24 protein-coding genes are annotated in these 26,790 nt (G+C 37.9%); 2 read left to right on the top strand and 22 right to left on the bottom strand.

What is annotated here, in order from left to right:
• Positions 1-12 precede the first annotated feature (12 nt).
• The 7 genes from MKZ14_RS03370 to MKZ14_RS03340 all read right to left on the bottom strand — a co-directional run bounded on the left by MKZ14_RS03370 (position 13) and on the right by MKZ14_RS03340 (position 5,881).
• Positions 13-975 (bottom strand): IS3 family transposase, encoded by a 963-nt coding sequence (locus MKZ14_RS03370; protein ID WP_339281002.1) that lies wholly within the window; start codon positions 973-975, stop codon positions 13-15.
• The gene (locus MKZ14_RS03365; RefSeq protein WP_058844812.1) at positions 918-1,343 is read right to left on the bottom strand and encodes an HTH domain-containing protein; all 426 of its coding nucleotides are present in this window, start codon (positions 1,341-1,343) and stop codon (positions 918-920) included. The genes MKZ14_RS03370 and MKZ14_RS03365 overlap by 58 nt, the downstream gene beginning before the upstream one ends.
• Before the next feature lie 113 nt (positions 1,344-1,456).
• On the bottom strand, positions 1,457-1,678 hold the full coding sequence (locus MKZ14_RS03360; protein ID WP_016991517.1) for a DUF2198 family protein: 222 nt from the start codon (positions 1,676-1,678) through the stop codon (positions 1,457-1,459).
• Positions 1,678-2,859 (bottom strand): PDZ domain-containing protein, encoded by a 1,182-nt coding sequence (locus tag MKZ14_RS03355; RefSeq protein WP_333006430.1) that lies wholly within the window; start codon positions 2,857-2,859, stop codon positions 1,678-1,680. Before MKZ14_RS03355 ends, MKZ14_RS03360 begins: the two co-directional genes overlap by 1 nt.
• Before the next feature lie 122 nt (positions 2,860-2,981).
• Positions 2,982-4,424, bottom strand: coding sequence for a S41 family peptidase (locus MKZ14_RS03350; protein WP_016991518.1), 1,443 nt, complete (start codon positions 4,422-4,424; stop codon positions 2,982-2,984).
• 240 nt (positions 4,425-4,664) lie between these two features.
• Positions 4,665-5,252, bottom strand: coding sequence for a redoxin domain-containing protein (locus MKZ14_RS03345; RefSeq protein WP_016991519.1), 588 nt, complete (start codon positions 5,250-5,252; stop codon positions 4,665-4,667).
• Positions 5,249-5,881 (bottom strand): hypothetical protein, encoded by a 633-nt coding sequence (locus tag MKZ14_RS03340; protein WP_333006431.1) that lies wholly within the window; start codon positions 5,879-5,881, stop codon positions 5,249-5,251. The genes MKZ14_RS03345 and MKZ14_RS03340 overlap by 4 nt, the downstream gene beginning before the upstream one ends.
• Before the next feature lie 204 nt (positions 5,882-6,085).
• On the opposite strand from MKZ14_RS03340, the gene MKZ14_RS03335 reads away from it, so the two are divergent.
• Positions 6,086-6,511, top strand: coding sequence for a hypothetical protein (locus MKZ14_RS03335; RefSeq protein ID WP_333006432.1), 426 nt, complete (start codon positions 6,086-6,088; stop codon positions 6,509-6,511).
• A gap of 26 nt (positions 6,512-6,537) precedes the next feature.
• Here MKZ14_RS03335 and MKZ14_RS03330 read toward each other — a convergent pair whose 3' ends face one another.
• The 7 genes from MKZ14_RS03330 to MKZ14_RS03300 form a co-directional block, all read right to left on the bottom strand.
• Entirely contained in the window at positions 6,538-7,842 is a 1,305-nt protein-coding gene (locus MKZ14_RS03330) for a peptidoglycan DD-metalloendopeptidase family protein (RefSeq protein ID WP_333006433.1), read from the bottom strand.
• Between the two features lie 53 nt (positions 7,843-7,895).
• Positions 7,896-8,780 carry a permease-like cell division protein FtsX gene (ftsX, locus tag MKZ14_RS03325; protein ID WP_004227513.1) on the bottom strand — a complete coding sequence of 295 codons (885 nt, stop codon included), beginning with the start codon at positions 8,778-8,780 and terminating at the stop codon, positions 7,896-7,898.
• Positions 8,770-9,456, bottom strand: a complete 687-nt coding sequence (gene ftsE / locus MKZ14_RS03320) for a cell division ATP-binding protein FtsE (protein ID WP_016991524.1) — start codon at positions 9,454-9,456, stop codon at positions 8,770-8,772. The genes ftsX and ftsE overlap by 11 nt, the downstream gene beginning before the upstream one ends.
• A 241-nt stretch (positions 9,457-9,697) precedes the next feature.
• A complete protein-coding gene (locus MKZ14_RS03315) occupies positions 9,698-10,885 on the bottom strand; it encodes a DUF4097 family beta strand repeat-containing protein (RefSeq protein ID WP_333006434.1) in 1,188 nt (395 codons plus the stop codon).
• Positions 10,886-11,168: 283 nt separating this feature from the next.
• On the bottom strand, positions 11,169-14,036 hold the full coding sequence (gene uvrA / locus MKZ14_RS03310; protein WP_312123796.1) for an excinuclease ABC subunit UvrA: 2,868 nt from the start codon (positions 14,034-14,036) through the stop codon (positions 11,169-11,171).
• 3 nt (positions 14,037-14,039) lie between these two features.
• Positions 14,040-16,022, bottom strand: coding sequence for an excinuclease ABC subunit UvrB (gene uvrB, locus MKZ14_RS03305; RefSeq protein WP_103117484.1), 1,983 nt, complete (start codon positions 16,020-16,022; stop codon positions 14,040-14,042).
• A gap of 413 nt (positions 16,023-16,435) precedes the next feature.
• Positions 16,436-16,684 carry an IDEAL domain-containing protein gene (locus MKZ14_RS03300; RefSeq protein ID WP_004227526.1) on the bottom strand — a complete coding sequence of 83 codons (249 nt, stop codon included), beginning with the start codon at positions 16,682-16,684 and terminating at the stop codon, positions 16,436-16,438.
• 227 nt (positions 16,685-16,911) lie between these two features.
• Here MKZ14_RS03300 and MKZ14_RS03295 point away from each other — a divergent pair, with 227 nt between their 5' ends.
• The gene (locus MKZ14_RS03295) at positions 16,912-17,421 is read left to right on the top strand and encodes a competence protein ComK (RefSeq protein ID WP_016991526.1); all 510 of its coding nucleotides are present in this window, start codon (positions 16,912-16,914) and stop codon (positions 17,419-17,421) included.
• Between the two features lie 43 nt (positions 17,422-17,464).
• On the opposite strand, the gene prfB is transcribed toward MKZ14_RS03295, so the two are convergent.
• The 8 genes from prfB to fliD all read right to left on the bottom strand — a co-directional run bounded on the left by prfB (position 17,465) and on the right by fliD (position 26,788).
• Positions 17,465-18,566, bottom strand: a protein-coding gene (gene prfB / locus MKZ14_RS03290; protein ID WP_100069623.1) for a peptide chain release factor 2 whose coding sequence is annotated in 2 segments (ribosomal slippage) — positions 17,465-18,493 and positions 18,495-18,566 — 1,101 coding nt in all. Because the reading frame shifts where the segments join, the coding sequence is not laid out codon by codon here.
• A 125-nt stretch (positions 18,567-18,691) separates the two neighbouring features.
• Complete coding sequence (locus MKZ14_RS03285) at positions 18,692-19,234, bottom strand: competence protein ComK (RefSeq protein ID WP_312123798.1); 543 nt, start codon at positions 19,232-19,234, stop codon at positions 18,692-18,694.
• A 328-nt stretch (positions 19,235-19,562) separates the two neighbouring features.
• Positions 19,563-22,073 (bottom strand): preprotein translocase subunit SecA, encoded by a 2,511-nt coding sequence (gene secA, locus MKZ14_RS03280; RefSeq protein ID WP_221679467.1) that lies wholly within the window; start codon positions 22,071-22,073, stop codon positions 19,563-19,565.
• Positions 22,074-22,216: 143 nt separating this feature from the next.
• Complete coding sequence (gene raiA / locus MKZ14_RS03275) at positions 22,217-22,768, bottom strand: ribosome-associated translation inhibitor RaiA (protein WP_004227537.1); 552 nt, start codon at positions 22,766-22,768, stop codon at positions 22,217-22,219.
• 90 nt (positions 22,769-22,858) lie between these two features.
• A complete protein-coding gene (locus tag MKZ14_RS03270; protein ID WP_333006442.1) occupies positions 22,859-23,242 on the bottom strand; it encodes a PilZ domain-containing protein in 384 nt (127 codons plus the stop codon).
• A 181-nt stretch (positions 23,243-23,423) separates the two neighbouring features.
• Entirely contained in the window at positions 23,424-23,834 is a 411-nt protein-coding gene (fliS, locus tag MKZ14_RS03265) for a flagellar export chaperone FliS (RefSeq protein ID WP_004227541.1), read from the bottom strand.
• A gap of 203 nt (positions 23,835-24,037) precedes the next feature.
• Entirely contained in the window at positions 24,038-24,397 is a 360-nt protein-coding gene (locus MKZ14_RS03260; RefSeq protein ID WP_333006445.1) for a flagellar protein FliT, read from the bottom strand.
• A gap of 18 nt (positions 24,398-24,415) precedes the next feature.
• Positions 24,416-26,788 (bottom strand): flagellar filament capping protein FliD, encoded by a 2,373-nt coding sequence (gene fliD, locus MKZ14_RS03255; RefSeq protein ID WP_333006446.1) that lies wholly within the window; start codon positions 26,786-26,788, stop codon positions 24,416-24,418.
• Positions 26,789-26,790 lie beyond the last annotated feature (2 nt).

Below are 26,790 nucleotides of genomic sequence, written 5' to 3'. Positions count from 1 at the left end.
TTTTGAAAAAGGTTAGGCAACTTCTTGAAGCTGCAGTCTGTATTTTACAGGCGGCAGCTTTTTTAAATCCCACTGACCTCGATAATGATTGTAGTAAATCATATAACTCTTAATTTCTTTCTTTACTTCTTCTAACGTTTCACATGCTCTAATAGTTGTTTCATCTTTAAAATGCCCAAAGAACGATTCTTGTGGCGCATTATCCCAACAGTTTCCTCGACGTGACATGGACTGTCCTAAGCCAATTTTCTTCACTAAGGCTCGGAATTTTGGATTCGTATAGTGGAAACCTTGATCCGAATGGATAAAGGCATCCTCCCTTAAATGCCGATGTTTCTTTAATTTATGTAACGTATTGAGCGCAATTTCTATACCCAATGTAGAGGATACTTCATACGCTAAAATTTCATTTGTTTCGGCGTCTTTTATCGTTGATAAATAAGCACGTTTACCGCCTCCATATGTTAAATATGTGATGTCGGTTAGTAATACTTTTCCTGCCACACCTTGCTTGAAGTTGCGCTGTAAATTGTTAGGGCATATACGGTGTTCCTTCGTTGCTTTTGCCATACGACGCGCTGGATTGGCTTTTCGAATGGGACAGATAATATTAAACTTTTTCATAATGCGACGGATACGCTTAAGGTTGTACGTAATTTCATATTGGTTTTCTAGTGTCATTTTTATTTGACGTGCGCCTTTCTTTCGTCCTCGGAAATGAAAGGCCTTTAAAATGACTTCTTTCACCACTTCATCTTCTTCATTCTGTTTTTGACGAGTTAAGACAGCTTCTTCTCTAAAATAGCGATAGTAGCCTGAGCGTGAAACCTTTGCCATTTCACAAAGATATCGTACCATCCGTTTTAATTGATATTTTTCAATAATTTGATGGATTAACTCAAATTTTTGTGTAGTACTTATTTTGATTGCTTCCTTATCAGCTGCCTTTCGAGTTGATCTAGCTTTTTTAAAAATTCGTTTTCTGCTTCTAACAATTTCATCTTCGCCTCTAAGCGGGCGTATTTTTCTTCTATACTTAATTCGCGTTCTAAAGGGCGACCTGAAGCATGTTTTCTGGCATCTTCTAAGCCTGTAAGCCCATGCTCTTTATAAGCTGTACGCCAACGATTCGAAGCTCTCCGAATACGAGCTGGACCAAGGGCTTCAATGTCAAAACCCGCCTCAAAAAAGATTTCACTTGGATATTTTCCTTTATCGTATTCATCAATAAAAAATTCTTTAAATTCATCTGTATAAGTAATGGCTTTCGCGCTTACTGTTTTGACGTATGGATTTAATTTTAATTGTGCCTGTTGTTGTTCCGAAAAAAATTTTTTAGTCATACAATCTACCACCGCTCGTTTTTTCTTCATTATAAATAAAAATACCCTATAAGATGACCTTTTTGAAAGTGTCTATCTTATAGGGTACATTTTATTGCCTGGACTGACCTTTCTTATTTATTCATTTTACTTGCTAGCCAAAAGCCTACTGTTAATGAAAATGCATCAATAACGAAAATAATAGGTGGGGATGTATAGCCTGCATATACTGAGGCGGCAATAAGTGCAATGGCTAATAACAATGCAACATAGCGATTATAGGTAATTCTGGTGAATAATAATACCAATATAGCTGGTATGAATAATGCTAACATCATTTTCCCAAAAACGTCCATTATACTTCCCTCGGCTCAGCTAATAATAGTCCAATACGGTAATGATCATTACTATAAATCACATGTTGCGTTAAACGTAATTCATTGTTTCGGTCTAAAACCTCTAGACGACAATGAGCGGCATTTAATTGCAGTGCTTCGTATAACTCATTTTCTGTAAAAATTGACACACCATTTACCTTGCGAATACATTCCCCAGCAAGTAAGCCCATTTTCTCAGCAGGTGAATCAGGAAGAACGGCTGCAATAATAGCACCCTTCGTACTTGGCGCAACTGCATAATGATCTGTTTTTTCCTGCTGTGCAAAGTAGATAGCAATTATAATACGGATAATTACACCAACAGCAAGTGTAATGAACCCAATCACTGGCTCAAAATATGCAGCCAATCCTCCTATTAAAATAAGCTGCCCTAGTAAAAAGACAGGTCGGCCAATTTTTGGATACATTAATGCTGGTAATTCCTTTCTTGTCAGTTTAGTAAAGCCAATGACAAGTGGAAATAACACAAGCGCAAAGCTATTATGACCTATCGTAAACTGAGGCCAATATGGGAACATCGCCGAAATCGCCTCGCCAGGAATAACAAAGAAAATAGGTAATACCCACACATTTCTTGAACGATAGACAATTGCCTGCATACCCCTCTTCGTTTTCTCAATACACGGTGTTGACACCTTCATCGCCATACGTCGAATTAATAGCCCTTCTGCAATGACACAAAGGCCCGCAAGAATGGTAATTGTCACAATTGCGCCATTCTCTAAATGGACAGTCCCTAATGAAATTTTCCACCAGGAAAATGACCAATTGTAATAGGACATACCCCATATGGCAAGTGTGGCAATCCCCATTGTCAAAATAGGTGACATTGCATTCATGACAAATAAGATAAGTGCCACTATAGAAACTGCCGTTAAAATGATTAAAAATTCCTTTGGGACAGTTAGACCTGCTCCAATACTAATGACAGAAATAATTAGTGCATAGAGCCACCCATCTTTCCATTGTCCGATTAACTCCGTCCAGCCCCAAATAATACGTCTATTAAAGAATTTACGCTCCTGTTTTACTCGACGATAACCTAAAATAATAGCAAATATTATGACTATATACAGTAATGGGTTGAGTAAAAAGCGGCCAATCGCTGTTACTATTTCTATTAATATCTCACTAACCATACGAACACCCGCCATTTCTATCTTGAATACTATGAATTTATTGTATCAAAGGACTACACGCTTGCGTAGTACAAACTCATAGAAAGCTTTGTATTATGGTATTTTTGTTCTGTCAGCAAGTTTTATTGTTCAATCGTATGCAGTAAAAAACTAGTGGCCATTTGGAATTGCTGGTCATTTTGACGATCGGCTTTAAAATCCTTTAATGTTTCGTTTAAACTATTAAAGAATGTCGTATCCATATAAAATTCATCTTCTGCTAGCTTTAATTTTTTCTGTTTACGATAAAGGTTAACGGCCTCTGCAGTCGTTTCATCCATATAGCCATCTAAACGATCGATTTGATAACCTAGTTTCTGTAAGGCATTTTGTGAATAGGAAATCTCTTCACTCATATCGCCCACTTTAAACTTACCTGTTAGTGGATGAAGTTGAAAAGCAAATAATTCATTTTGCTCGATCATTAAACTGGCTTCAATGCCCTGCCCATGAATCCATTCGCGCTTTGGTGTTAGCCATTTATTGGTTGATAATTTAAGCTCCCCACCATTGGAAAGCTCCCAAGATTCTTGTACAGTCCCTTTTCCAAAGCTCTTAACCCCAACAAGTGAAGCGCGTCCCCAGCCTTTTAAAGCACCGCTTAATACTTCACTAGCAGACGCACTACCTTGATTTTGTAACACAACAATGGGAATTTTATTCATCGTTTCTATATATTTTTGATCGAAGCCTTTTGTTTGTGTTTTTAATGGTTCCATAGCACCTTCCGCATTTTGCATATATGCAAATACTTTGCCATTGTCCAATACTGTGCTCAGTAGCGCTGCGACGCTATGTAAATAACCACCTGGATTATCCCGTACATCGATTACAATTCCTTCCACATCTTTACGAAGTAATTTACTCGTTTCAGCCACCCATTCATTAGCGGTTTTTTCACCGAATAAGGAGATCACCACATAGCCAATAGCTGTATCTTCTACCTTCACAACCTCACTGGTAACCGTTTTATTAGAAATGGCTGCGCGCTCCATCGTCATCTTAATATGCTTATCTTCACTTGGACGATAGACAACAATGGTTACTTTCGTTCCCTTTTCACCTTGAATTAAATGCATTAATTCACTCATCGTTTTTCCATCTATTCGTACCCCATCAACTTGTACAATTTCATCGAGTGAACGCATCCCTGCTTTCTCTGCTGGGGATGAACGAACAGGTGACACAACGATAAACTTTCCTTTATTTTCCGTCAGTTCAATACCGATGCCTACTCGTTCCTCAGCCAACATTTGCCGATGTTGCTCAGCCTCTTCCTTGGAGTAATACGTGCTATAAGGATCTTTAATGGCATCAGCCATACCACGAAGAGCCCCCTCCACCAATGCATCCTTTTTTGTACTATATACTGATTTCTCTTCAATGAGTGTCATAGCCTCACCAATAGTATCAACCTCCGTAACAGGCTCCTTTTTATCGCCAATATTAAACCAATCAAAGTAAATACCACTGCCCACCACCAAACTACTAAGTAGGACTCCGACACCGGCTGTTAATTTGCGCAAATCTTCCCTCCTCCGTCTCTTTTACTGTATGACTCTATTTTTTCAAACATACAAAATTACCTTTCAAATTTATAAAGAGAGAATATTTCACTTTACACATGCATGATGATTGCTGATTCGCAGGAATGTACTTTGACTTCGAGGGTATTCAACATGCTTCCGCGAGTACTCACCTTGACTTCATAGAAAATAAAAAAATCTGCTCGTTTCTACTATAGAAAACGAGCAGATTTTTATGAATCAATCTAGTGCATCTACATAATCATTTAACATATCCACATCCATTGGTCCTCTGATGGCGCGTTGAATGTAGCCGTTTGAATCAATAAAATAAGTGGTTGGAATTGTGATGACTTGATAATTTAAGCCAGCTTCATTGTCTGGGTCCAGTAAGATGGGGAACGTTAGCTCAAAGCTATCTCTAAATGTCATCACTGTATCCACTTTGGCATCAGCGGTCACATCACGTTCAGCATCTGTTAAATTGACCGCTATAATTTCAACATTTTTCTCTTTTGCATACTCATCATAGAAGCTTTGCATATGTGGCATTTCCGCCTTACAAGGTGGGCACCATGTCGCCCAGAAATTTAAAACAACTTTTTTTCCACGAAGGTCACTTAATGTGATATCTTCCCCATCTAAGCTTGTTAAGGTGAAATCAGGCGGTATATTGCCTTTACCTAAGCCGGTTTCTGACTCCTCCATATCCTTACCTAGAGCCGATTTATCAATGGCACGTTCTTCGTCAATTTGTTGTTTTACATATGTACCAATCATCGCAACCACTAATAGCACAACGATCAGCAGCCCAATATTTTTTTTCATTTCTTACCTCCCACATTGATTCGTTCATGCTGAATGATTAAACCCAAACTAAGTAGTATTAAACTAACAGCCACAGCTGTTTGCCATATACCAAGTGGCTGTAAGAAAGCCACTATCAAATAGCTTAATGTATAGAGAAATAAAGCTTGTTTCACTGCTATTAGTTTCCATAATATGAGGAGTGTGACCACACTTAGCACAGCTAATGTTATAACTTCACTCGATGTGTTATTGTCATTAAGTAGCACAGCAAGCATTTGATAAATGGATTGGGTTAAAATAATAGCCCAGCTACCAGCTAGCATCTCTTGTTCCTCAAGCTGTAGACGCTGTCGCTTTCTCCATATTTGTAAGGATGCTACGATAACACCAAGATAAACACCCATTGTTCCGCCATTAAAATAAAGCAATGTGATTGGATTGCTTATAACCGTTCTGAAATCTGTTACAAGCAAACTTAACTTCCAAACAATAATAAACGTGAAAATGGCGTCACTATATAACTCAGACAACCTTTTAGAAAATTGTAAGCGCAGGATCAGCCATACAATAAAAAAAGTAATAAGTAAAGCGACTGCAGTAGCTGGTAAAGTTAATGTTCGGATCGAGTACCACTCTGTATTTATCATTCCAACGAATCCTCCTCCGAAAGCATAGCATAGAACCTTTTTAAAAAAGAATATTTCACATTGTTTTAAGAAAATCTTCAGAAATAACAACAATAAAAATACCCCACTATGTATATATTCATCATAACATTAATTAGAATCTTATAATAGCGATGAAACTTTCATTGGAATATTTCGTAAAATAATAAAAGCGGAGAGGGAGATATGCTTTCAAAGCGACTTATACTATGGATTGCCGCCATTTTTCTCGGCATTAGTATTCTGATGCTGTATTCAGAGTATCAAACGAAGAATTTGCTACAAGATTTTTTTCCTAATAAGGATCTTGAAGAAATAGTAAATAAGATGACAATTTGGGAAGTTGGCAATGGTACCAATAAAAGCTTGGCTATTATCAATCGTGACGATCCACGATTAGAGGATATGCGTTTAGCCTTAAGTACTTGGGAAGTAAAAAGAACCTTATTAAATAACAAAAAAGCTGATGTTGTCTATCAATTGGACATTACTTACTATGACTATACATTAAAAATATTTTTCTACAATAATGGCTTATTGGCGATAGATGGGCAAACCTATAAACTGGTGAATGGTGAAACATTCGATGAAATATTAAAAGCTATACACTAGAAAACGCTAGTGTATAGCTTTTATGTTTACAATGGAATATATTTCAGTGGATTAACACTGCCGACTGCTTGTCCTTTCCAAGGTCCAATATGCACTTCGAAGTGTAAGTGTGGGCCAGTAGAGCGACCTGTACTACCCATCGCTGCTATTTGCTGACCTTGTGTTACTTCTTGTCCTACACTAACATTAAATGCACTTAAATGTGCATAAACGGTTGTATAAATTTGTCCATCGATTGAGTGCGTCACAATGACAACATTACCATACGAACTAAGTGGGGCTGCGTAAGAAACAACGCCATCTGCTGCTGCCCATATTGGTGTTCCTGTTGCATTTGCAAGATCGACACCATAATGGAATTCAGGTCCTGCTCCAAGATTTCGCCAACCATATGGTGATGTTAAGCGACCATTCGTTGGTTTAATCCATGTTCCGTTTGATTGAGGTGCATGGACTGTACCACCAGATGATCCGCCACCATTGTTAGCAGCAGCAGCTGCTGCCGCGGCCGCTGCTTTACGTTTCGCCTCTTGTTGACGCGCAATTTCAGCCAAACGATTTTGTTCAGCAATAATTTGATCTTGCAATTCCTGACTTACTTCTAAAGCCTCTGAGTACTCTTTTTCAAGTAATACTTTTTCTGATTTCAGCTTTTCTTGCTCTTTTTCTAATTGGTCGACTAGTTTATTTTTCTCAGCTTTTTGACTATCTAATGATGCTTTTAATCGTTCAAGCTCAGCTTTTTTATCTTCTAAGTTTTTACGCTTCTCTTCTACAATTTGCTTTTGCTCTTCTAATTTTTGTTTATCATCTTTTTGATCTTGAATAATTTGACGATCCGCTTCCAATAATGCATTAACTGCAGAGAAACGATCAATAAAGTCTACAAAACTATTAGAGCCAAGCAATACATCTAAATAACTAACAGAGCCCCCTGCTTGAATCGCACGTGCACGTTCTTGTAACAATAAATCGCGCTCTTCAATTTTATGCAAAAGCTCTTCGATAGACGCTTCTAACTTTTTAATTTCCTCATTTGTTGCCCGAATATCTGCTTGTACTTTTTTAATATTACTATTAGTTTTGTCGATTTCAGCGTTCAATGCTTGAATTTGATCTAAGATTTGTTGTTGCTTTTCTTGATTAGCTGTAATTGCATTTGATTTATTGCTGATAGATGAATTTAACTGATTCTTCTTTGTTTCAACTTGTTTCTTTTCTTCTTTTAAATCCGATAAACTTGTTGCATATGCTGATGGAGTTTGGATAAAAAGAATTAGAGCAGATGCTGCTGCAAGTGTTTTTAATATGTTTTTCGCCTTACTTTTCACCGATTGAACTCCCCTTCGACTATTCTTTTCTTTTTCACAAATATCCGTTGTGACTAAATTTTTAAAAACTTACGTACTGACATGAAACTTCCCCAAATACCGATCAGTACACCAATGAGTAACAGAAGACCGCTTACCTGATACACAAGTGGAGAAAAATCTAGTAATTGAACAAGCTCTCCTTGTAAACGTGGTGCAATAATTTTATATATATTGTGGTAAAGGGTCGTGACAACCGCAATCGGAATAATTGAACCTAAAATTCCAAGCCACATACCTTCTAATAAGAATGGGATACGCACGAATGAATTTGTAGCCCCTACAAGTTTCATAATTTCTATTTCATCACGTCGAGCTATAATCGTTATACGAATTGTATTCGAAATTAAGAAAATTGCCGTAAATAATAACCCTAAAATAAGTACGATTCCTACATTACGACTAATATTTAAGAAGTTAAATAGTTTTTCAACTTTTCCTTCGCCATACATTACATCATATGTATACTCATATTTATCAATGGTTTTCGCAACTTTTGCTGTTTGCTGTGGATCAGCAGCTTTTACATAAATAACGTTACGTAAAGGGTTACTTTGTTCAAATAGTTTAAAATCATCACCGAAGTCTTTTACTAGCTTGGTTAACTCATCTTCCTTAGTGGAATACGTCATCTCGGAGACACCAGGCAATTTTTTGACTTTTTCGATGAGTGCTTTTTCAGCAGCTTCATCTGCTGTTTCATCAATTAACACTTTAATTTCGACATCATTTTCTAAATCCGTTGCTACTTTATTTAAATTCATCATAATAAGCGCAAAAACACCTACTAGAATGAGCGTAACGGTAACGGCACTGACAGAGGCAATGGTCATCCAGCTATTTCGACCAAGTGATTTGATACTTTCCCGGAAGTGGCGCTTTACTGTACTAAATTTCATAGCCGTATTCACCTCCGTGTTCATCACGGACAATTAAGCCGCCTTCAATTGCAATAACACGACGTCGAATCGTATTTACAATTTCACGGTTGTGGGTTGCCATTACAATCGTTGTCCCACGTGCATTAATTTCCTCAAATAAATTCATAATTTCCCATGATGTTTCAGGGTCAAGATTCCCTGTAGGTTCATCTGCAATCACCACTTTTGGGACATTGACGATTGAACGAGCAATCGATACTCGTTGCTGCTCTCCTCCTGAAAGTTCATTTGGAAACATTCTTGCTTTATGCTTCAATCCAACTAGTTCTAGCACTTCCATAACACGACGTCGGATTTCATCTGGCTTTTCCTCTATTACTTCAAGCGCAAACGCTACATTCTCATAGACATTCAAACGAGGTAGCAATTTGAAATCTTGGAAAACTACACCAAGTTGACGGCGCAAAAAAGGGACCTTCTTATTCTTTAAAGTTGCTAAATCAATACCATTTACAATTATTTGTCCTGATGTTGCTTTTTCTTCACGGTACATCAATTTAATAAATGTGGATTTCCCTGCCCCACTTGGGCCAACTACATACACAAATTCGCCTTGCTTTATATTAACGGAAATACCATTTGTCGCAACAACACCGTTTGGGTATTTCTTTGTCACATTTTTCATTTCTATCATGATTAAACCACCTAAAACTCTCATCTATGTAAGAGGTATTTCTTTTACTATTATAGCACTCTATTTCTGTTTTTTTATTACAGTTTCATTTCAATCCGTGGCAGTTCCTTCTATTTCATTCTTTCCTTGCCATTATCCTTAAAAATATGACAAAAATAAAACAAGATTCGCCTCTATGTGCTAGGTCGAATCCTGTTTGAAAAGAAAAAGCATTCAAGCTTTACCTTGAATGCTTCTACTGTTAAATTTGTTGTTCATCTGTTGTTGTGTAGCGCACTAAAACAGCACCAGTTTTCGATTCACCTTCTATAAATAGGCGATTCGCATTTTCAACTTCTTTGTCGAAACGGACTACTTTGGATAAGAATTGATCTTGTGACTCCATTTTAGAAACATCCTGGATACCCACATCCACTTTACCGAAATTCGTTACGACTTTACCGCTCAATGAAATTGTTCGTGGGACATATAATTCCACTGCTCCAGCAACTGTTTGAGCTTTAATTTTAGAAGAATTTGTCGAGCATGTTGTTACGACTACATGTCCATTGACAGACTTAGCTTCAACTTCATCCAATGCACCATCCAAATAAACACGCCCATTCAATGTTTCAGCCTCTAAATCCTTACCTCGAACATTCGTTAATTCAATGGAACCATTAGAAGAATCCACTTCAGCTTTTCCAAAATTAAATTTCGTACCTTTAATGGCACCGTTTAACGTTTTCACTTTTAATTCTTCAAATTCTGTATCCTGTAATGAAACACTACCATTCATTAGACGAACAGATAATTTTTCAAGTTTATCCTTTGGTACTAGCACCTTCACATTGACTTGAACAAGCTTTAATTGGCTCAAAATACGAAGTGATTGCGCTTCCTCTTTCACAACAAATTGCTCTAAAAAGTGATTGCGAGTTTCTTCTTCACTATCGTTCATCAAAGGTGCCTTTACCTTGCAGATCACTTGAATAGTATCGCCTTCACCGGATTCCAATGAGAAGTTACCATTAGGTAATTCAACGATAATCTTGTCTACATTAGCAGCAGCCACTTCTTCTGTATGGGTAAATTCAATTTTATCTCCGAATGGAGAAGCAACATCGAATTCCTTCACTTTTTTAACAGCCGTATTCATCATATCCATAAAAAGAGAACCGATTTGCGTTAAATCCTTACGAAAATCTTGCATTTCATCTTGGAAGTATTTCATAAAATCATCTTTTTTCTTGTCACCATCTTTTGATTTTTCTTCAAATAATGGCTCTTTTTCACTTGAAAAGGATTGCGTCTCTTTCGACACATCATTCATAACATGTTGAGTAGACTTGCCAGGTTGCTCTAATGCTTCTAATAATGTAATCGCCTCTTGTGCCGAAATTGTTCCTTTTTCTACAAGTTCTAAAATTCGTTGACGTTCATTTTGCATAAATAAATAGCCTCCCTCAGTTCGTTATACTATTTATACGATTCATCATGTGAAAAGTTTCACTGCAAAATTGAATAAATTGGGTCTTTTCATTACAACATCGTCAGGCTTTTACCTATGAAGATTTTATTGCTCGTTTTTTAGATTAGTTGGATCACTTCCGGCCTCTGTTTAAGCTGGTTCTTCCCATTTCGGATCATTTTCAATCTGGATTAAGCGACTTTCTCCACTTTAAGATCACCCTTCAATCCAGATTGATCATTTCCGTTCAAATGTAAATCCATTAAGATTTAGAAGCTTCTGCTAGCAATGCATCCATTCTCATACGATCACGTTCCAGGATTGGTTTTAAGTATTTGCCTGTATAGGAGCCAGCTACTTCTACTACCTCTTCAGGTGTACCAGTTGCAACAATCGTACCACCTTTGTCTCCACCTTCTGGACCTAAGTCGATGATATAATCAGCTGTTTTAATCACATCTAAGTTATGCTCAATAACTAATACTGAATCACCGTTTTCAACAAGACGCTGCAACACGACAAGTAAACGAGCAATATCATCGGCATGTAATCCTGTTGTTGGTTCATCTAAAATATAGAAGGATTTCCCTGTTGAGCGTCGATGTAACTCAGAGGCTAGTTTTACACGCTGTGCCTCTCCACCCGATAAGGTTGTGGCTGGTTGACCTAATTTCATATAGCCCAGCCCAACATCAACAATCGTTTGTAGCTTACGCTGGATCTTTGGAATATTTTCAAAGAACACTACTGCATTCTCAATCGTCATATCGAGAATATCTGCAATACTCTTATCTTTATACTTCACTTCAAGTGTTTCACGGTTATACCGTTTGCCGTGACATACTTCACATGGTACATAAACATCTGGAAGGAAATGCATTTCAATTTTAATAATGCCGTCGCCACGACATGCTTCACAGCGACCGCCCTTGACATTAAAGCTAAAGCGTCCTTTTTTGTAGCCTCGTACCTTTGCTTCATTTGTTGCTGCGAAAACATCGCGAATATCATCAAAAACACCTGTATAAGTTGCTGGGTTTGAACGAGGTGTACGCCCAATTGGCGATTGATCAATATCAATTACCTTTTCAAGCTCATCGATGCCTGTCACTTCTTTATGCTCACCAGGCTTAACCTTTGAACGATTCAGCTTCTGTGCCAAAGATTTATATAAAATTTCATTTATCAGTGTAGATTTCCCTGAACCAGACACTCCTGTCACTGCTACAAATAAGCCTAATGGAACATCTACTTTAACATTGCGTAAATTATTTTCCTTGGCACCTTTAATGGAGAGCTTTCGGCCATTAGGTTGGCGTCTTTCAATTGGTAAAGGAATAAACTTTCTACCACTTAAATATTGTCCAGTTAAGGATTTTTCATTATTCATAACTTCCTGTGGTGTACCTGCTGCCACAATTTGCCCGCCATGGACGCCTGCTCCAGGTCCTACATCGATGAGATAATCTGCAGCAAGCATCGTATCTTCATCATGCTCTACCACAATCAGCGTATTTCCAATGTCACGCATATTTTGTAATGTGCTAATCAGTCGATCATTATCTCGCTGATGCAAACCAATCGAAGGCTCATCTAAAATATAGAGGACTCCCGTTAATCGTGAACCAATTTGTGTAGCAAGGCGAATACGTTGTGCCTCTCCACCAGATAATGTACCTGCTGCACGACTCAATGTTAAATAGTCTAAACCAACATTCACAAGGAAGCCCAATCGTTCTTCGATTTCTCGTAAAACTAATCGAGCAATTTGCATATCCTTTTCAGAGAGATCAAGCTCTTTGAAGAATGTGTCTGCTTCCTGAATCGAATATTGGGTAACCTCACCAATATGCTTATCGGCTACTTTCACTGCTAACGTTTCAGGTTTTAAACGATACCCTTTACATGAAGGGCAAGCCTGCTGTGCCATGTATTTTTCCATCTGCTCACGCACATAATCGGATGTCGTCTCTTTAAAACGACGCTCAACATTGCGCACCACACCCTCAAATTCGATCATCTGATCTCGCACATTGCCAAACTCATTTTCATAATGGAAGTGTATCTTATCTTTTCCAGAGCCATATAAAACTTTATCCATCTTTTCCTTTGGCAAATCCTTTACAGGCACGTCCATTGGAATATCGTAATGATCACATACAGCTTTTAGTAATTGTGGGTAGTACTGCGAACTTGTTGGTTCCCATGGTGCGATGGCATGCTCTAACAAGGAACGATCCCAATCAGGCACCACTAAATCTAAATCTACCTCTTGTGTTGAACCTAAGCCATCACAGCTTGGACAAGCACCAAACGGACTATTAAATGAAAACATACGAGGCTCTAACTCACCAATAGAAAAACCACATAATGGGCAGGCATGATGCTCACTAAATAGTAACTCTTCATGTTCCATCACATCGACAAGCACACGTCCATCTGCCAGGCGTAAAGCCGTTTCTAAAGAATCACTCAGACGAGCAGCAATCCCTTCCTTCATAACAACACGGTCCACTACTACTTCGATGGAATGCTTTTTATTTTTATCAAGTTCGATAGCATCATCTAAATCACGCAATTCCCCATCAATTCGTACACGAACAAACCCCTGCTTTTTTAAATCTTCTAGCAGCTTAACATGGGTACCCTTACGTCCAGAAACCATTGGTGCAAGGAGCTGCATCTTAGTTCTCTCAGGATAGGTTAATAAACGATCCACCATTTGCTCAATCGTTTGGGAAGTGATTTCTATGCCATGATTTGGACAAATCGGTTTACCAATACGTGCATAAAGTAAACGTAGGTAATCATAGATTTCCGTTACCGTACCGACAGTAGATCGTGGGTTACGACTTGTCGTTTTTTGGTCAATGGAAATAGCAGGCGATAAACCTTCTATCGCATCGACATCTGGCTTATCCATTTGTCCAAGAAATTGACGGGCATAGGCGGAAAGGGACTCAACGTAACGACGCTGGCCCTCCGCATAAATTGTGTCAAATGCTAGAGAAGACTTTCCAGAGCCCGATAATCCTGTTAAAACGACTAATTGGTCACGTGGAATTGTGACATTAATATTTTTTAAATTATGAGCACGTGCACCTTGCACGACGATTTCAGTATTTTTCACAAGTCATTCACCTTCTACCTTCAATTCAAATATTGTATCTCGTAACTCAGCCGCACGTTCAAAGTCAAGCGCTTTTGCTGCTTCCTTCATTTCGACTTCTAGGGAAGCTAAGAGCTGTTCTCTTTCCGCCTTTGTCAGCTTTTTGCCTTTTGTTGCCTTTGTTACATACGATTCCTCTTCTTCTGCTACTTGTGTTGCGCGAATCACATCTGGGATTTTCTTAATGATCGTTTGAGGTGTTATGCCATGCTCCTCGTTATAAGCCATTTGTAACGCACGACGACGTTTCGTTTCATCAATCGCCTTTTTCATCGAGTCTGTTACATGGTCTGCATACATAATGACATGACCATTCGCGTTTCGAGCAGCACGACCAATGGTTTGAATCAATGAACGCTCTGAACGTAAAAATCCTTCTTTATCAGCATCTAAAATTGCCACAAGGGACACTTCAGGGATATCAAGACCTTCACGCAATAGATTAATACCTATTAGCACATCATACGTTCCTTTGCGTAGCTCACGGATAATTTCAATACGTTCTAGTGTCTTAATTTCTGAATGTAAGTATTCAACTTTTAAGCCCATTTCCTTCAGGTAAGCCGTTAAATCCTCAGACATTTTCTTCGTTAGCGTTGTCACTAAAACTCGCTCATCACGCGCAATTCGATCTTGTATTTCATCAATTAAATTATCAATTTGACCTTCAATAGGACGTACATCAATTAATGGATCTAATAATCCAGTTGGACGGATAATTTGCTCTACCATTTCTGGTGTATGCTCCAGTTCATAAGGACCTGGTGTGGCTGATACATAAATCGCTTGATGTACGCGGTTTTCATACTCTTCAAAACGTAATGGACGGTTATCTAGAGCAGATGGCAATCGGAAGCCATGTTCTACGAGCACTCCTTTACGTGCTTGGTCACCATTGTACATTCCTCGAACCTGTGGAAGTGTTACGTGACTTTCATCAACCACAAGTAAAAAGTCTTCGGGGAAATAATCTAGCAAAGTATATGGAGTAGCACCTGCTTCACGCAATGTTAAATGACGTGAATAGTTTTCAATCCCAGAGCAAAAGCCCATTTCACGCATCATCTCTAAATCATAGCGTGTACGCTGTTCTAAACGCTGTGCCTCTAGTAATTTATCTTCTGCACGTAATAATGCAAGTCGTTCCTCTAATTCTTTTTCAATATTTTCAATCGCTTTACGCATTTTCTCTTCTCGTGTAACGAAGTGGGATGCTGGGAAAATAGCCACATGCTCTCGATCCGATAAAATCTCTCCAGTTAGTGCATCTACTTCACGAATGCGATCAATTTCATCACCGAAAAATTCCACCCGAATACAATGCTCATCACGAGAGGCTGGGAAGATTTCCACTACATCTCCACGTACCCGAAATGTTCCGCGAGTAAAACTAACATCATTACGCTCATACTGAACGTCTACAAGCTTGCGCAGTAGCTGATTACGTTCAATTTCCATACCTGTACGAATGGAAACAACCATTTCTCGATATTCTTCAGGAGAACCTAAACCATAAATGCAGGACACAGATGCAATAATAATGACATCCTCACGCTCAAACAATGCAGAGGTAGCAGAGTGACGCAGCTTATCAATTTCATCGTTAATGCTAGAGTCTTTTTCTATATAGGTATCTGTCTGCGGTACATAAGCTTCTGGCTGGTAGTAATCATAGTAGCTGACAAAATATTCAACGGCGTTATTTGGGAAGAACTCTTTAAATTCACTATATAGCTGGCCAGCTAACGTTTTATTGTGTGCCATGATTAGTGTTGGTTTTTTGACTTGCTGGATGACATTCGAAATGGTAAACGTCTTACCTGTTCCAGTAGCACCAAGCAATGTTTGATGACGTTTGCCTGCTTTCACACCCTCCACTAATTCCGCAATGGCCTGTGGCTGATCCCCGTTAGGCTGATATGGCGCTTGTAAATCAAATGTTTGCACTCATGTCCCCATCCTTTCCTTCCAATTTGTACATATATTTTAGCATAGCGATATTAAAATTTCGAACATTTAACGAACGAATGTTTGTAAAAAATTTTTTCATCTCTAAAATTTTTAATATATAACAAGGCGTTCAATTTAACTTTTTACTCTTATAATAGCCGTTTTATCAGGTTTTCAAGCTTCATCGGTGGATGATTTCCCCTGTTCAGAGTGATGGTTATTGCTTTTGGAGCGAGGTCACTTCTTTTTGAGCGGTTATCTCACTGTTATGATCGGAAGACTTTACTTTCCGAGCAGCTTTCACTCTTTTATGAGCGGGTCCTCTACTTTTGGAGTGAAGTCTACATTCCCGCAAATATTTTCAAAATCAAAAAAATCCCACTCTCCAATAGATATGGAGAGCGGGTTCGTCAATATGATTCATCTTCTGTTTGCTGTAAGGAAGTTAGTTCGGATGCGTATTGATAAAATGCGTTTTCATCTTTTTCATCGAGTGCTCTATCTATCAGAACCATGAGCTGCTCTTGCCGATGCATACGCTGGATACGATTTAAAAATAAATCTAAATAAATCTCGTTTAATAATTTCTCTGCCTCATCAACTTTTTTCGACTGACCAACGGCTTTCAGAAAATCTGTATACGAATAATATTTATCCAACGATCTCACCTCGATCCTTTTCTAAATTATATGAAAATTGAATTTAAAAAGCAATGCTTACGATTCGAAAATATCTTGGATTAGCTATTAATCCATTTATATTTAGAGCAAATTCTCTAAGCATTTCGTGCTTTTCTGAACGATTTTCAACTATTTCATCCAATTTAAGAAAGTCATATTCTGTTTTACACTACCGTTATCACTAGAAAAAAGGAGGCACTCCCTATATGACAACTAACTTTGTAAACGGCTACTTAATTTCATTCAATACTTATTTGCTGCAACCTATTCAGCATGACTCCAAAGTCTTCACGCATGTGATTGATAAGCATAATGAGCTGATTGTTACACGCAAACCGATGCATGTCCTTCGAAAATCCTGTCTCTCATTAGGATCAACCTATGAAGCCGCAAAACAATCGGCTAAACGTTTTTTTGGCAATCAACACAAGCTACCAATCGTCGTGGCCTTTGATTACGGTTATCCCTGTATTTTTCTGCCCACTTTTTCACCCAGCTCCATTCACAATATATGGATAGGGCTTCATGCAATTATTAATATTACACCTAGTGAAATGGGGTGTATTGTAACATTAAAAAATAATAAACAAATTGAATTGCCTATCCGATATGCATCCATTAGTAAACAGTTTCTTAACGCTTCTATGCTGTATAAATATTACATGAGTGAACGAAAACAGCTGAGCCAAGATGCACCCTATCATCCACCCTTTTAACAAAAATCCCCCAAGAGCTTCTTACTCTTGGGGGAATCTTCGATTAATTTATTTTTGAACGTAGATAGGCATTTATAAATGGATCTAAATCGCCATCCATCACTGCACCCACATTACCTGTTTCTTCATTTGTACGATGATCCTTAACCATCGAGTAAGGGTGGAAGACATACGAACGAATTTGGGAGCCCCAGCCTATTTCTTTTTGCTCACCGCGTATTTCATCTAATTGTGCTTGCTGTTTATCAAGTTCTAATTGATATAGCTTCCCTTTTAACATCGTCATCGCTTTTTCACGGTTTTTAATCTGGGAGCGCTCAGCCTGACATTGTACAATCGTACCAGTAGGAATATGCGTTATACGAACGGCAGAATCTGTCGTATTAATATGCTGACCACCTGCCCCTGTTGCACGATACGTATCAATTTTTAAATCCTCTGTACGAATATCGATTTCAATATTGTCGTCAAACTCTGGCATAACATCACAGGAAACGAAAGACGTATGACGGCGGCCAGACGAATCGAATGGGGAAATACGTACTAGACGATGGACACCCTTTTCCGCTTGTAAATAACCGAAAGCATTGTGACCTTTAATCGACAATGTTACAGATTTAATCCCAGCTTCATCTCCTGGTAGATAGTCCACTGTTTCCACTTTAAATCCACGCTTCTCTGCCCATCGTGTATACATACGTAATAGCATTGAGCCCCAGTCCTGTGATTCCGTACCACCAGCACCAGGATGTAGCTCTAAAATGGCATTGTTTTGATCGTATGGGCCACTTAGCAGTAATTGTAGCTCGAAATCAGCCATCTTTTGTTGGAATTCTGCTAGTTCTTTGCCTAGCTCTTCTTGTAATTCTTCGTCTGGTTCTTCACGTAAAAGTTCCAGTGTCATATCTAAATTTTCATGTGTTTCCACTAAATCTTTATATTCATTGACAATTGCTTTTAAGCCATTTCCTTCATTGATAATCACCTGAGCACCTTGCTGATCATCCCAAAAGCCTGGCTCTAGCATCATTTCATCTAGCTCCTGAATACGTGCCTCTTTGTTCTCTAAGTCAAAGAGACCCCCTAAAGTCCGCCAATTTTTTGGCTGTAGTGTCTAACACATTGCGTACATCTGCTAATTCAATCATCGTTAAATCCTCCGAACGTTAGTCATGGAGCTAACACTTTATCCATAAAGCCCCGTATCTTTTTATTATAACGTTTTTATAAAGGAAAACATACTATCTAGCAGATGTTTTGTGGTAGTAAGTTAACTATCCTGCGTCTCGTCCTCAAACATATTCTTGGCAAGACGTTGAAATACTTTCACACGATCATACTGAACAAGTAAATATTTTGTTCGTTTCTCTAGTCTATATTTTAATAAAAAAGCTCTTTGAATCCGAGACTCTAACGCATTGACACTGACATCCACAATAAATTCCATGCCATTCATAAAGGTAACCTTTGTCCTCTTTTTATCCACAGCGACATAGTCATCTATATGATGGACAGCGAACCAGATACAGTCAGGATGTAGAGGAGACCTACTAGGGAACCATAAAATATTACAACGCTCGTGCACGACAATAGGATTTTTATTAAGCTTGCCTAGGATCATTTTCGAACCATCGAACGCTCCTCTTAAACTAGAACCAAAATAACGCAGATTAAAGTCCAATAATTTCGTTGGTGATAGCGTAGAAATATACTCATTATTTTTCTCATACACCTGCGTACATAAATTTCCAAAGGAATCATACACAGGCATATACATCATTGTTTCACTATTCATAATATCTTTTTTATGCATCTATAGTCCCCCTTTATACATTTTATGTTGCTTCCAGTCAAAATAAAAAGGAATATACAAATATGCGTACATTCCCGCTATTTTCAATGAGTAAGATTGCTTGAAAATTCCGATCCTCCTTAAGACTTAGTATCACCATCAAAAATTCAGGATAATAACAGGATAAATAACTTGTACTATATACCTATTATTACAGCTATTGTATACCCATATTTTTCAATTGTCTATAAATTCTGACTTTTTATACTAAAATTTCTTCATTTTTGAGTAATTTTAAAAAGAAAAAATCATTTTAACACGTAGTTAAAATGATTTTTTCACCTAGATATTATTGAGCTGTGCCATGACAGTTTTTAAATTTCTTGCCGCTACCACATGGACATAAATCATTACGGCCAATGTTTTCAGCTTTACGTACTGGTTGCTTTTTCGGCGCAGTGCCACCTTCTTCTTTTGGATTAACAGCCTGCCCCTTTGCCACCTCTTCACGCTCCAGATTATTGCGGATTTCTGCTTTCATCGCATATTTCGCAACATCCTCGCGAATAGAGGCTACCATATCCTCAAACATCGCAAAGCCTTCTTGTTGATATTCACGAAGTGGATCGTTTTGACCATAAGCACGCAGATGGATACCTTGACGTAGTTGATCCATTGCATCAATATGATCAATCCATTTTGTATCGATTGATCGTAATAAAATAACCTTTTCAAACTCACGCATACGCTCTGGTGTCAGTTCTGCCTCTTTTTCATCATAACGAACATGAACAGCATCAGAGATTAGCTGATTAATATCTTCAGCAGACTTGCCTTGGAAATCAGATACTTTAAGTTGACCTTCCTCTAAAAGATTAGCCGCTACAAAGTCTTCAATAGCCTTTAGGTTCCAATCCTTCTGTTCACCTTGAGTATACAGGCTAACAACATTATCAATTGTTTCTTGAATCATAGACTCAACAAGCACACGCATATTTTCTGTTTCTAGTACATCATAACGCTCTTTATAAATAATCTCACGCTGCTGACGTAGTACATCGTCATATTGTAATAAGCGTTTACGCGCATCAAAGTTATTACCCTCGACACGTTTCTGCGCTGATTCTACAGCTCTCGACACAACTTTAGATTGCAATGGCTGGGAATCATCCATACCTAAGCGCATCATCATCGACTTCATATTATCAGAGCCAAAACGACGCATTAAATCATCCTCTAAGGATAGGTAGAATTGTGTAACCCCTGGATTCCCTTGACGACCAGAACGTCCACGAAGCTGATTATCAATACGACGTGATTCATGTCGCTCTGTACCGATTACCGCTAAACCGCCAATTTCGAGTACTCCTTCGCCAGGTTTAATATCTGTACCACGTCCAGCCATGTTTGTTGCAATTGTCACTGCACCCTTTGTACCAGCGTTCGCAATGATTTCAGCTTCACGTTCATGATTTTTCGCATTTAATACATTATGAGGAATTTTATGTTTATCCAATAGTTTAGAAATAATCTCAGACGTTTCAATAGCAACTGTACCAACAAGAACAGGTTGACCAGCTCTATGACGCTCTGCGATATCAGCAGCAACTGCTTTATATTTCCCTTCCATCGTTGCAAAAATCAAGTCAGCACGATCATCACGAGCAATCGGTTTATTCGTCGGAATAGCGACAACATTCATATTGTAAATATTACGGAATTCCTCTTCCTCTGTTTTCGCTGTACCTGTCATCCCTGCAAGCTTTTGATACATACGGAAGTAGTTTTGGAAGGTAATTGTCGCCATTGTCATCGATTCATTTTGAATCTCAACGCCTTCTTTAGCCTCAATCGCTTGGTGTAAGCCATCAGAATAACGACGACCCTTCATCAAACGACCAGTAAAGCCATCAACGATCACAATTTCGCCATCCTGCACAACATAATCGACATCATTATGCATACTGACATGCGCCTTTAATGATTGATTGATCGCATGATTTAAACGAACATGTGTCAAATCAAATAGATTATCGATGCCAAATGCTTTTTCTGCCTTTTCCACACCTGCATCTGTTAACGTAACACCTTTTGTTGACTCTTCATACGTATAGTCTGTCTCTGCATTTAACATACGTACAAAGGCATTCGATTGTTTATAAAGCTGTGCTGATTTCCCAGCCTGACCCGAAATAATTAATGGTGTACGCGCTTCATCAATTAAGATCGAGTCCACCTCATCAATGACAGCATAGTGTAATGGACGTTGTACACGTTCCTCTTTGTAAAGCACCATGTTATCACGTAAGTAGTCAAATCCTAGCTCATTGTTTGTACTATACGTAATATCAGCCTCATAAGCAGTTCGTTTTTCATCTTTTGAAAGGCTATTCAGGTTAAGCCCAACAGATAAGCCTAAGAAATTATAAAGTTGTCCCATTTCAGCAGCATCACGACTCGCTAGGTATTCGTTGACTGTAACAACATGTACACCTTTACCAGTGATGGCATTTAAATAAACAGCCATTGTCGCTGTTAAAGTTTTACCTTCCCCGGTTTTCATCTCCGCAATATTCCCCTCATCAAGAGCGGCTGCCCCCATGATTTGAACGCGGAATGGGTACATCTCTAATACACGTTTTGCCGCTTCTCGACAAACAGCAAACGCTTCCGCACGAATCGACTCTAAATGCTCACCCTCAGCATAGCGCTTTTTAAATTCATCTGTTTTCGCTTGTAGTTGATCATCTGAAAGCTGTTCCATTTGAGAAGCGAAACGCTCAACTTGGTCAGCGATTTTTTCTAATTTTTTTAGCTCACGTTTATTGAAATCAAATAATTTATTTAATAGGTTTGCCATGAATGTTTTTCACTTCCTATATAGATTCAACTTTCATTTTACCATTGTGTTACAGTTTCATGCAAACTGTCACCCCGGCTACATATGATTGTCATACAAAAAAAGACCCTCGCCATCGCGAGAGCCTTTGTCATCATGAAGTTTTAAGTTGTTTCAATTAAGCCATATTTTCCATCTTTACGTTTATACACAATATTTGTGCCGTTCGATTCAGCATCTGTAAAGACATAGAAATCATGTCCAAGCATATTCATTTGTAGAACTGCCTCTTCTTGATCCATAGGCTTTAAATCAAATTGCTTTGTACGAACAATTGAATATTCTTCTTCCTCTGACACAGCATCTGCGGCTGCTTGAGTAGTAGCAAAATAAAGGCCTGCACCTTCACGCTCGCGGAATTTACGGTTTACTTTTGTTTTATGCTTGCGGATCTGACGCTCTAATTTATCAACAATTAGATCAACAGCAGCATACATATCATTATGACGCTCTTCAGCACGAAGAGTTAGATTCTTCATTGGAATAGTGACTTCCACTTTCGTTTGTTTGTCATTGTAAACCTTTAAATTGACATTAGCGTTGGCATTAACATCTTCGTTAAAATAGCGTTCAACTTTATCGATTTTGTTCTCAACATACTCTCGAATAGCTGGAGTTACCTCAATATTTTCACCACGAATGTTAAAGTTTAACATGTAAACTCCTCCTTTATAACTGCTATACTATCTATTTCTACACAAGTGTGTGAAATTCCTCTAAAATCATTCTTTTTTTTACAAAAATTTTTATGAATTATTATTTTGTTTTTTCGCTTCCGCTGCTTCCTTTTTTCGCCGAAGCTTTAGTTCTCCAACAATCAAATCTTCCACTGGTCCTTGATTATTAAAATAAATGCCGTATTGCTTGCCGCTCCCAAATGGACGACTCCAAATCACTTCTCCATAAGCGCGAACTTCTTGTGTATCAAGCACAAAATGGATATCTAATGGAGGAGGGTTTATACCTAAATCCACTTCCGTAAACATCTTTAATCCACGTGGACTAATATCCAACAAGTCAGCCATAGCGGTTTGTCCATGATTGACCTTTCCATTCTCATAAATAGCAAAAGTTATTTGAATAGGCTCCTTAAATTTAAAACGGAAACCTTCTTGACGCTTAAAGATCATATTCCCACCCCAGTACTCTTTTAAACATGTTTATTGCTTTGATAATGCCATGATGCCCAACTTACAGCTACAGGGAATAAGTAACATATTTTACCGTTGAATAGCCTAATTTATGACTATTTCGTGATAAAAACGATTTAACAAAAAAGAGACCATCTCTTTCGATGGTCTCTAATTGTGTCTAAATTTGTCCGCTGTTTCCCTGACCAAATTGCTGTTGTCGATTAATGCGAATAACTTCCTTCCACGTATCGCGAAACTCCGTCACCAATCCTTCTACTTCCTCAATAATGGCTACATCATTTTGAATGTTGGCTTCTACTAAACGATGATTCATATATTCGTAAAGAGGTAGCATTTGTTTCGAAATCTCAATATCCATATTGAGTGTAGACATCAGTTCACTAATAATCGCCTGAGCTTTTTGAATGTTTGTATTTTTCTCTTGAATATTTTTATCTTGGATAGCTTGTTTCGCCTTATGCAAGAATTTCAAGCATCCATTATAAAGCATTAATGTCAGTTCGCCAGGTGAAGCTGTAGTCACACTATTTTGTTTATACGCGTTTTGTGCTGTTAAATTTGCTGCCAATAAAGGACAACTCCTTTGAAAGGTTACTTATTTACTAGTTTAAACCATTTTCCGAAGAAAAGCTATTTACGTCTCAGCGTAAATTTGTCTGGATTTTGAATTGTATGATCACAATTCACTCCTTTTAAAAAATCTATGACAGCTGCCAAAGCTTTATCTTCATTCAGCTAGCAACTTCCACCACGATGAATGAAGATAAACTATTAATTCTTTTTGTCATAATACATACCATCCATTACGCGAACATTCGAGTAAGGATTGTAATATTGCTGTTCACTTTTCTTCGTTTTTTGTAGGTTTGCCATGTCTTGTTTAACTGCATCCATTACATCTGCTAAACGCCTTTTAATACCATTATCTAATTCTAGCAATGTTCGATGAATGCGATTTTGTTCATCATAACGAAATCCCTCATCCATTATGCCTTTAATAATCACACCACGCTTGTCCAACATATTGTTAATAGTGTTGATATATTCATCTCGGTCTTCACCTTTAGGAGTTTCACCCAAATGCTTAAATAAATTTGCTGAAGCTTGCAATAGTTGATCTATTTGCTGCATATGTTTCCCCTACCTTATTTAGAAGCCTCCGCCTTGTTGCATGAACATTCCAGATTGCTGATTAGCCTTATTAATGGCTTGCTCCATCGCCGAGAATTGTTTCCAGTAACGTGCTTCAATATCTTTTAGCTTATTTTGCCATGTGGAAATACGCTTTTCTGTATCAAATAAGTTTTTACCAATCGTATATTGTTGATCTGTCATTGTAGCACGGCCAGCTTTTTGTTCAATTGAAATTTTAAACTCATCCATTGATCCACGTAACCTTGCAAGATAGCCACGCGTATCAACAACCTTACCATCTACCACATCTTTGTCTTTACCACCATCATTTTTAAATAGACGTGCCACTGCATCAGGGTCCGCCTCTAATGCTTCCCGTAATTTCTTTTCATCAATCTCTAGTGTGCCACCATCATTATAATTTTTCGTAGTCGTTATACCGATACTGAATAATGTATTGAATTTTGAGTCTTCAAGCCCAGGCACAGCTTCATAAACAAGTGAGCGCATTTTAGAAAGTCCGTCACGAAGAAGTGAATCGTTACGAAGCAGGCCACTTTTCGCTTTTTCTTCCCATAGCTTAATTTCACTTTCCTTCATATCTTTCTTTTGATCTTCTGTTAGCGGAGCATAATCACGATATTTTGTTTGTGTCGTTTGCTCTTTTAAATCTTTAATGAATGAATTGTACATATTCACAAAGTCTTTAATTTTATTCATCATGTCATCAACATTTGTTGTTGATGTTAATGTAACAGCAGCTTCAGTTGTATCTGTAGGTAACCCTGCTTTAATATCCTCAGTTCCTTCTTCTAATATCCCTGCGGCCTCAGCTTCTGTCTTTGCTGATTCAAATGCGGCAGTTGCATTTGTCAAACGAGCTATCCCAGCAGTAAGTGCAGCATCTGCTGAGTTTTTAGCAGCTCTTTTCTCATCATGTACAATTTGTAATTGTGCAAGTTCGGAGTAGGATGTTAAATCTTCTTTGGTAACTGTATCTAATTTCTCTTTTTGTGCCGTAGATAAACTATCTAATTTTGCTTGAACGCTTGCTTGTAAATCAGCATCTAGGCTTAGCCCTTCAAATGGATCGTCTTTGGATAAATCAAGGCTAGCAATCACACTAATTTCATCAGTAGTTAATCCACTTAAAAAAGACTTATTTAAACTAGCATAGTCAACCTCTCTACTTGCTTCTGCACGGAATTTCTTTAAAGCTGTTGCATCTAAATCTTTCAATGTTTCTAACTGTTCCTTTGAAGATAAAGAAGTGTGTAGCTTTTCCTTTAAATCTTCTGAAATCGTACTATCATCTGAGATTTTAACTAGCATATCTTCAAATGTATCATCTTTATCAAATACAGGAAGATTACCTAGTTCTAAAATCTCATCATCTGTTAGATTAGCTAAAAATGACTGATTAAAGCTGTTATAAGCTGCCTTCTCTGTATCATCAAATCCAACTTTAAATACATCATTAAGCTTATCTTGATATGCAAGTGAAGCTGTATTAAATGCCTGATTTGCAGTTGTAGCTTTTGTATCTAAATCAGCCTTAGCTGCTTTAGCATTAGTAAATTCTGTTTGTGCAGCAAGATATTTTTTTACATTTGTAGCTGTATCATTAAATGTCCTTTTTAAGGTAATGTTATAACCATTAAGTGTCAATGTGTTTGAATTACGCTCTGTGGCAATACCATTTACTTGGAAAATAGAATTTTTCCCTTCAGTTACTGTTGCACCTTCACCCTCTTGTAACTTCAATTTACTTATATCCGTATTTGTGCCCTTAGCATTAACACCATTAACAGTGATATCGCCTTTACCGGTATTTTGAGCTGTGAAAGAGAAGCGTCCGTTTTCAAAAATTGCTGAAACACCTGCATTACTTTCGTTCACTTTTTCAATAAAGGAATCTACTGTCATATTGGATGTAATTGGAACTTTTACACTTGTTGGATTTGAACCATCAGCTGTAGGAGCTGTGAATTCAATAAATTCCGTATCACTTCCCACTAACTCACTCATTTTTGTTGAACCAGTACCATCAATTTGTCCACTTGTTGTACGTGCTGCAGATGCTAATTGTGAAACTCCCTCAATAGAAAGTGTTCCTGTAGCCTTACTAGTAGCAATAGCTGATACTAAATCTGAATTTGAGCTACTTGCTGTTTTTGAGCTTAAGTTTTTTATCACTAAGTTATCTGAAATGTACGTATCAAATGTTTTTAATTTTGTATTGACATCCCGATAAGCATCACGCTGCCATTCATATCTTTGTTTATTTTGTAAAAGCTTATTTAATGGCGCTCTTTCTGCAGTCATTAATTTTTCTACTAAAGCATCTATGTCCATCCCTGATGCTAATCCACCTATTCGCATTACCATAA

The organism is Lysinibacillus sp. FSL P2-0066 (assembly GCF_037969495.1).
GTDB lineage: Bacteria > Bacillota > Bacilli > Bacillales_A > Planococcaceae > Lysinibacillus > Lysinibacillus boronitolerans.
The sequence above is the reverse complement of the archived record's forward strand: the minus strand, read 5'-3'. Positions and strand labels throughout refer to the sequence as shown.

Coding starts and splice junctions, on each gene's coding strand:
- MKZ14_RS03345 (WP_016991519.1), bottom strand. CDS start 5,252: ATGAAAAAAAATATTGGGCTGCTGATCGTTGTGCTATTAGTGGTTGCG.
- MKZ14_RS03340 (WP_333006431.1), bottom strand. CDS start 5,881: ATGATAAATACAGAGTGGTACTCGATCCGAACATTAACTTTACCAGCT.
- MKZ14_RS03285 (WP_312123798.1), bottom strand. CDS start 19,234: ATGCATAAAAAAGATATTATGAATAGTGAAACAATGATGTATATGCCT.
- MKZ14_RS03335 (WP_333006432.1), top strand. CDS start 6,086: ATGCTTTCAAAGCGACTTATACTATGGATTGCCGCCATTTTTCTCGGC.
- MKZ14_RS03360 (WP_016991517.1), bottom strand. CDS start 1,678: ATGGACGTTTTTGGGAAAATGATGTTAGCATTATTCATACCAGCTATA.
- fliD (WP_333006446.1), bottom strand. CDS start 26,788: ATGGTAATGCGAATAGGTGGATTAGCATCAGGGATGGACATAGATGCT.
- raiA (WP_004227537.1), bottom strand. CDS start 22,768: ATGTTAAACTTTAACATTCGTGGTGAAAATATTGAGGTAACTCCAGCT.
- MKZ14_RS03260 (WP_333006445.1), bottom strand. CDS start 24,397: ATGCAGCAAATAGATCAACTATTGCAAGCTTCAGCAAATTTATTTAAG.
- ftsE (WP_016991524.1), bottom strand. CDS start 9,456: ATGATAGAAATGAAAAATGTGACAAAGAAATACCCAAACGGTGTTGTT.
- ftsX (WP_004227513.1), bottom strand. CDS start 8,780: ATGAAATTTAGTACAGTAAAGCGCCACTTCCGGGAAAGTATCAAATCA.
- MKZ14_RS03365 (WP_058844812.1), bottom strand. CDS start 1,343: ATGACTAAAAAATTTTTTTCGGAACAACAACAGGCACAATTAAAATTA.
- MKZ14_RS03315 (WP_333006434.1), bottom strand. CDS start 10,885: ATGCAAAATGAACGTCAACGAATTTTAGAACTTGTAGAAAAAGGAACA.
- secA (WP_221679467.1), bottom strand. CDS start 22,073: ATGGCAAACCTATTAAATAAATTATTTGATTTCAATAAACGTGAGCTA.
- MKZ14_RS03270 (WP_333006442.1), bottom strand. CDS start 23,242: ATGATCTTTAAGCGTCAAGAAGGTTTCCGTTTTAAATTTAAGGAGCCT.
- MKZ14_RS03295 (WP_016991526.1), top strand. CDS start 16,912: ATGACAACTAACTTTGTAAACGGCTACTTAATTTCATTCAATACTTAT.
- MKZ14_RS03355 (WP_333006430.1), bottom strand. CDS start 2,859: ATGGTTAGTGAGATATTAATAGAAATAGTAACAGCGATTGGCCGCTTT.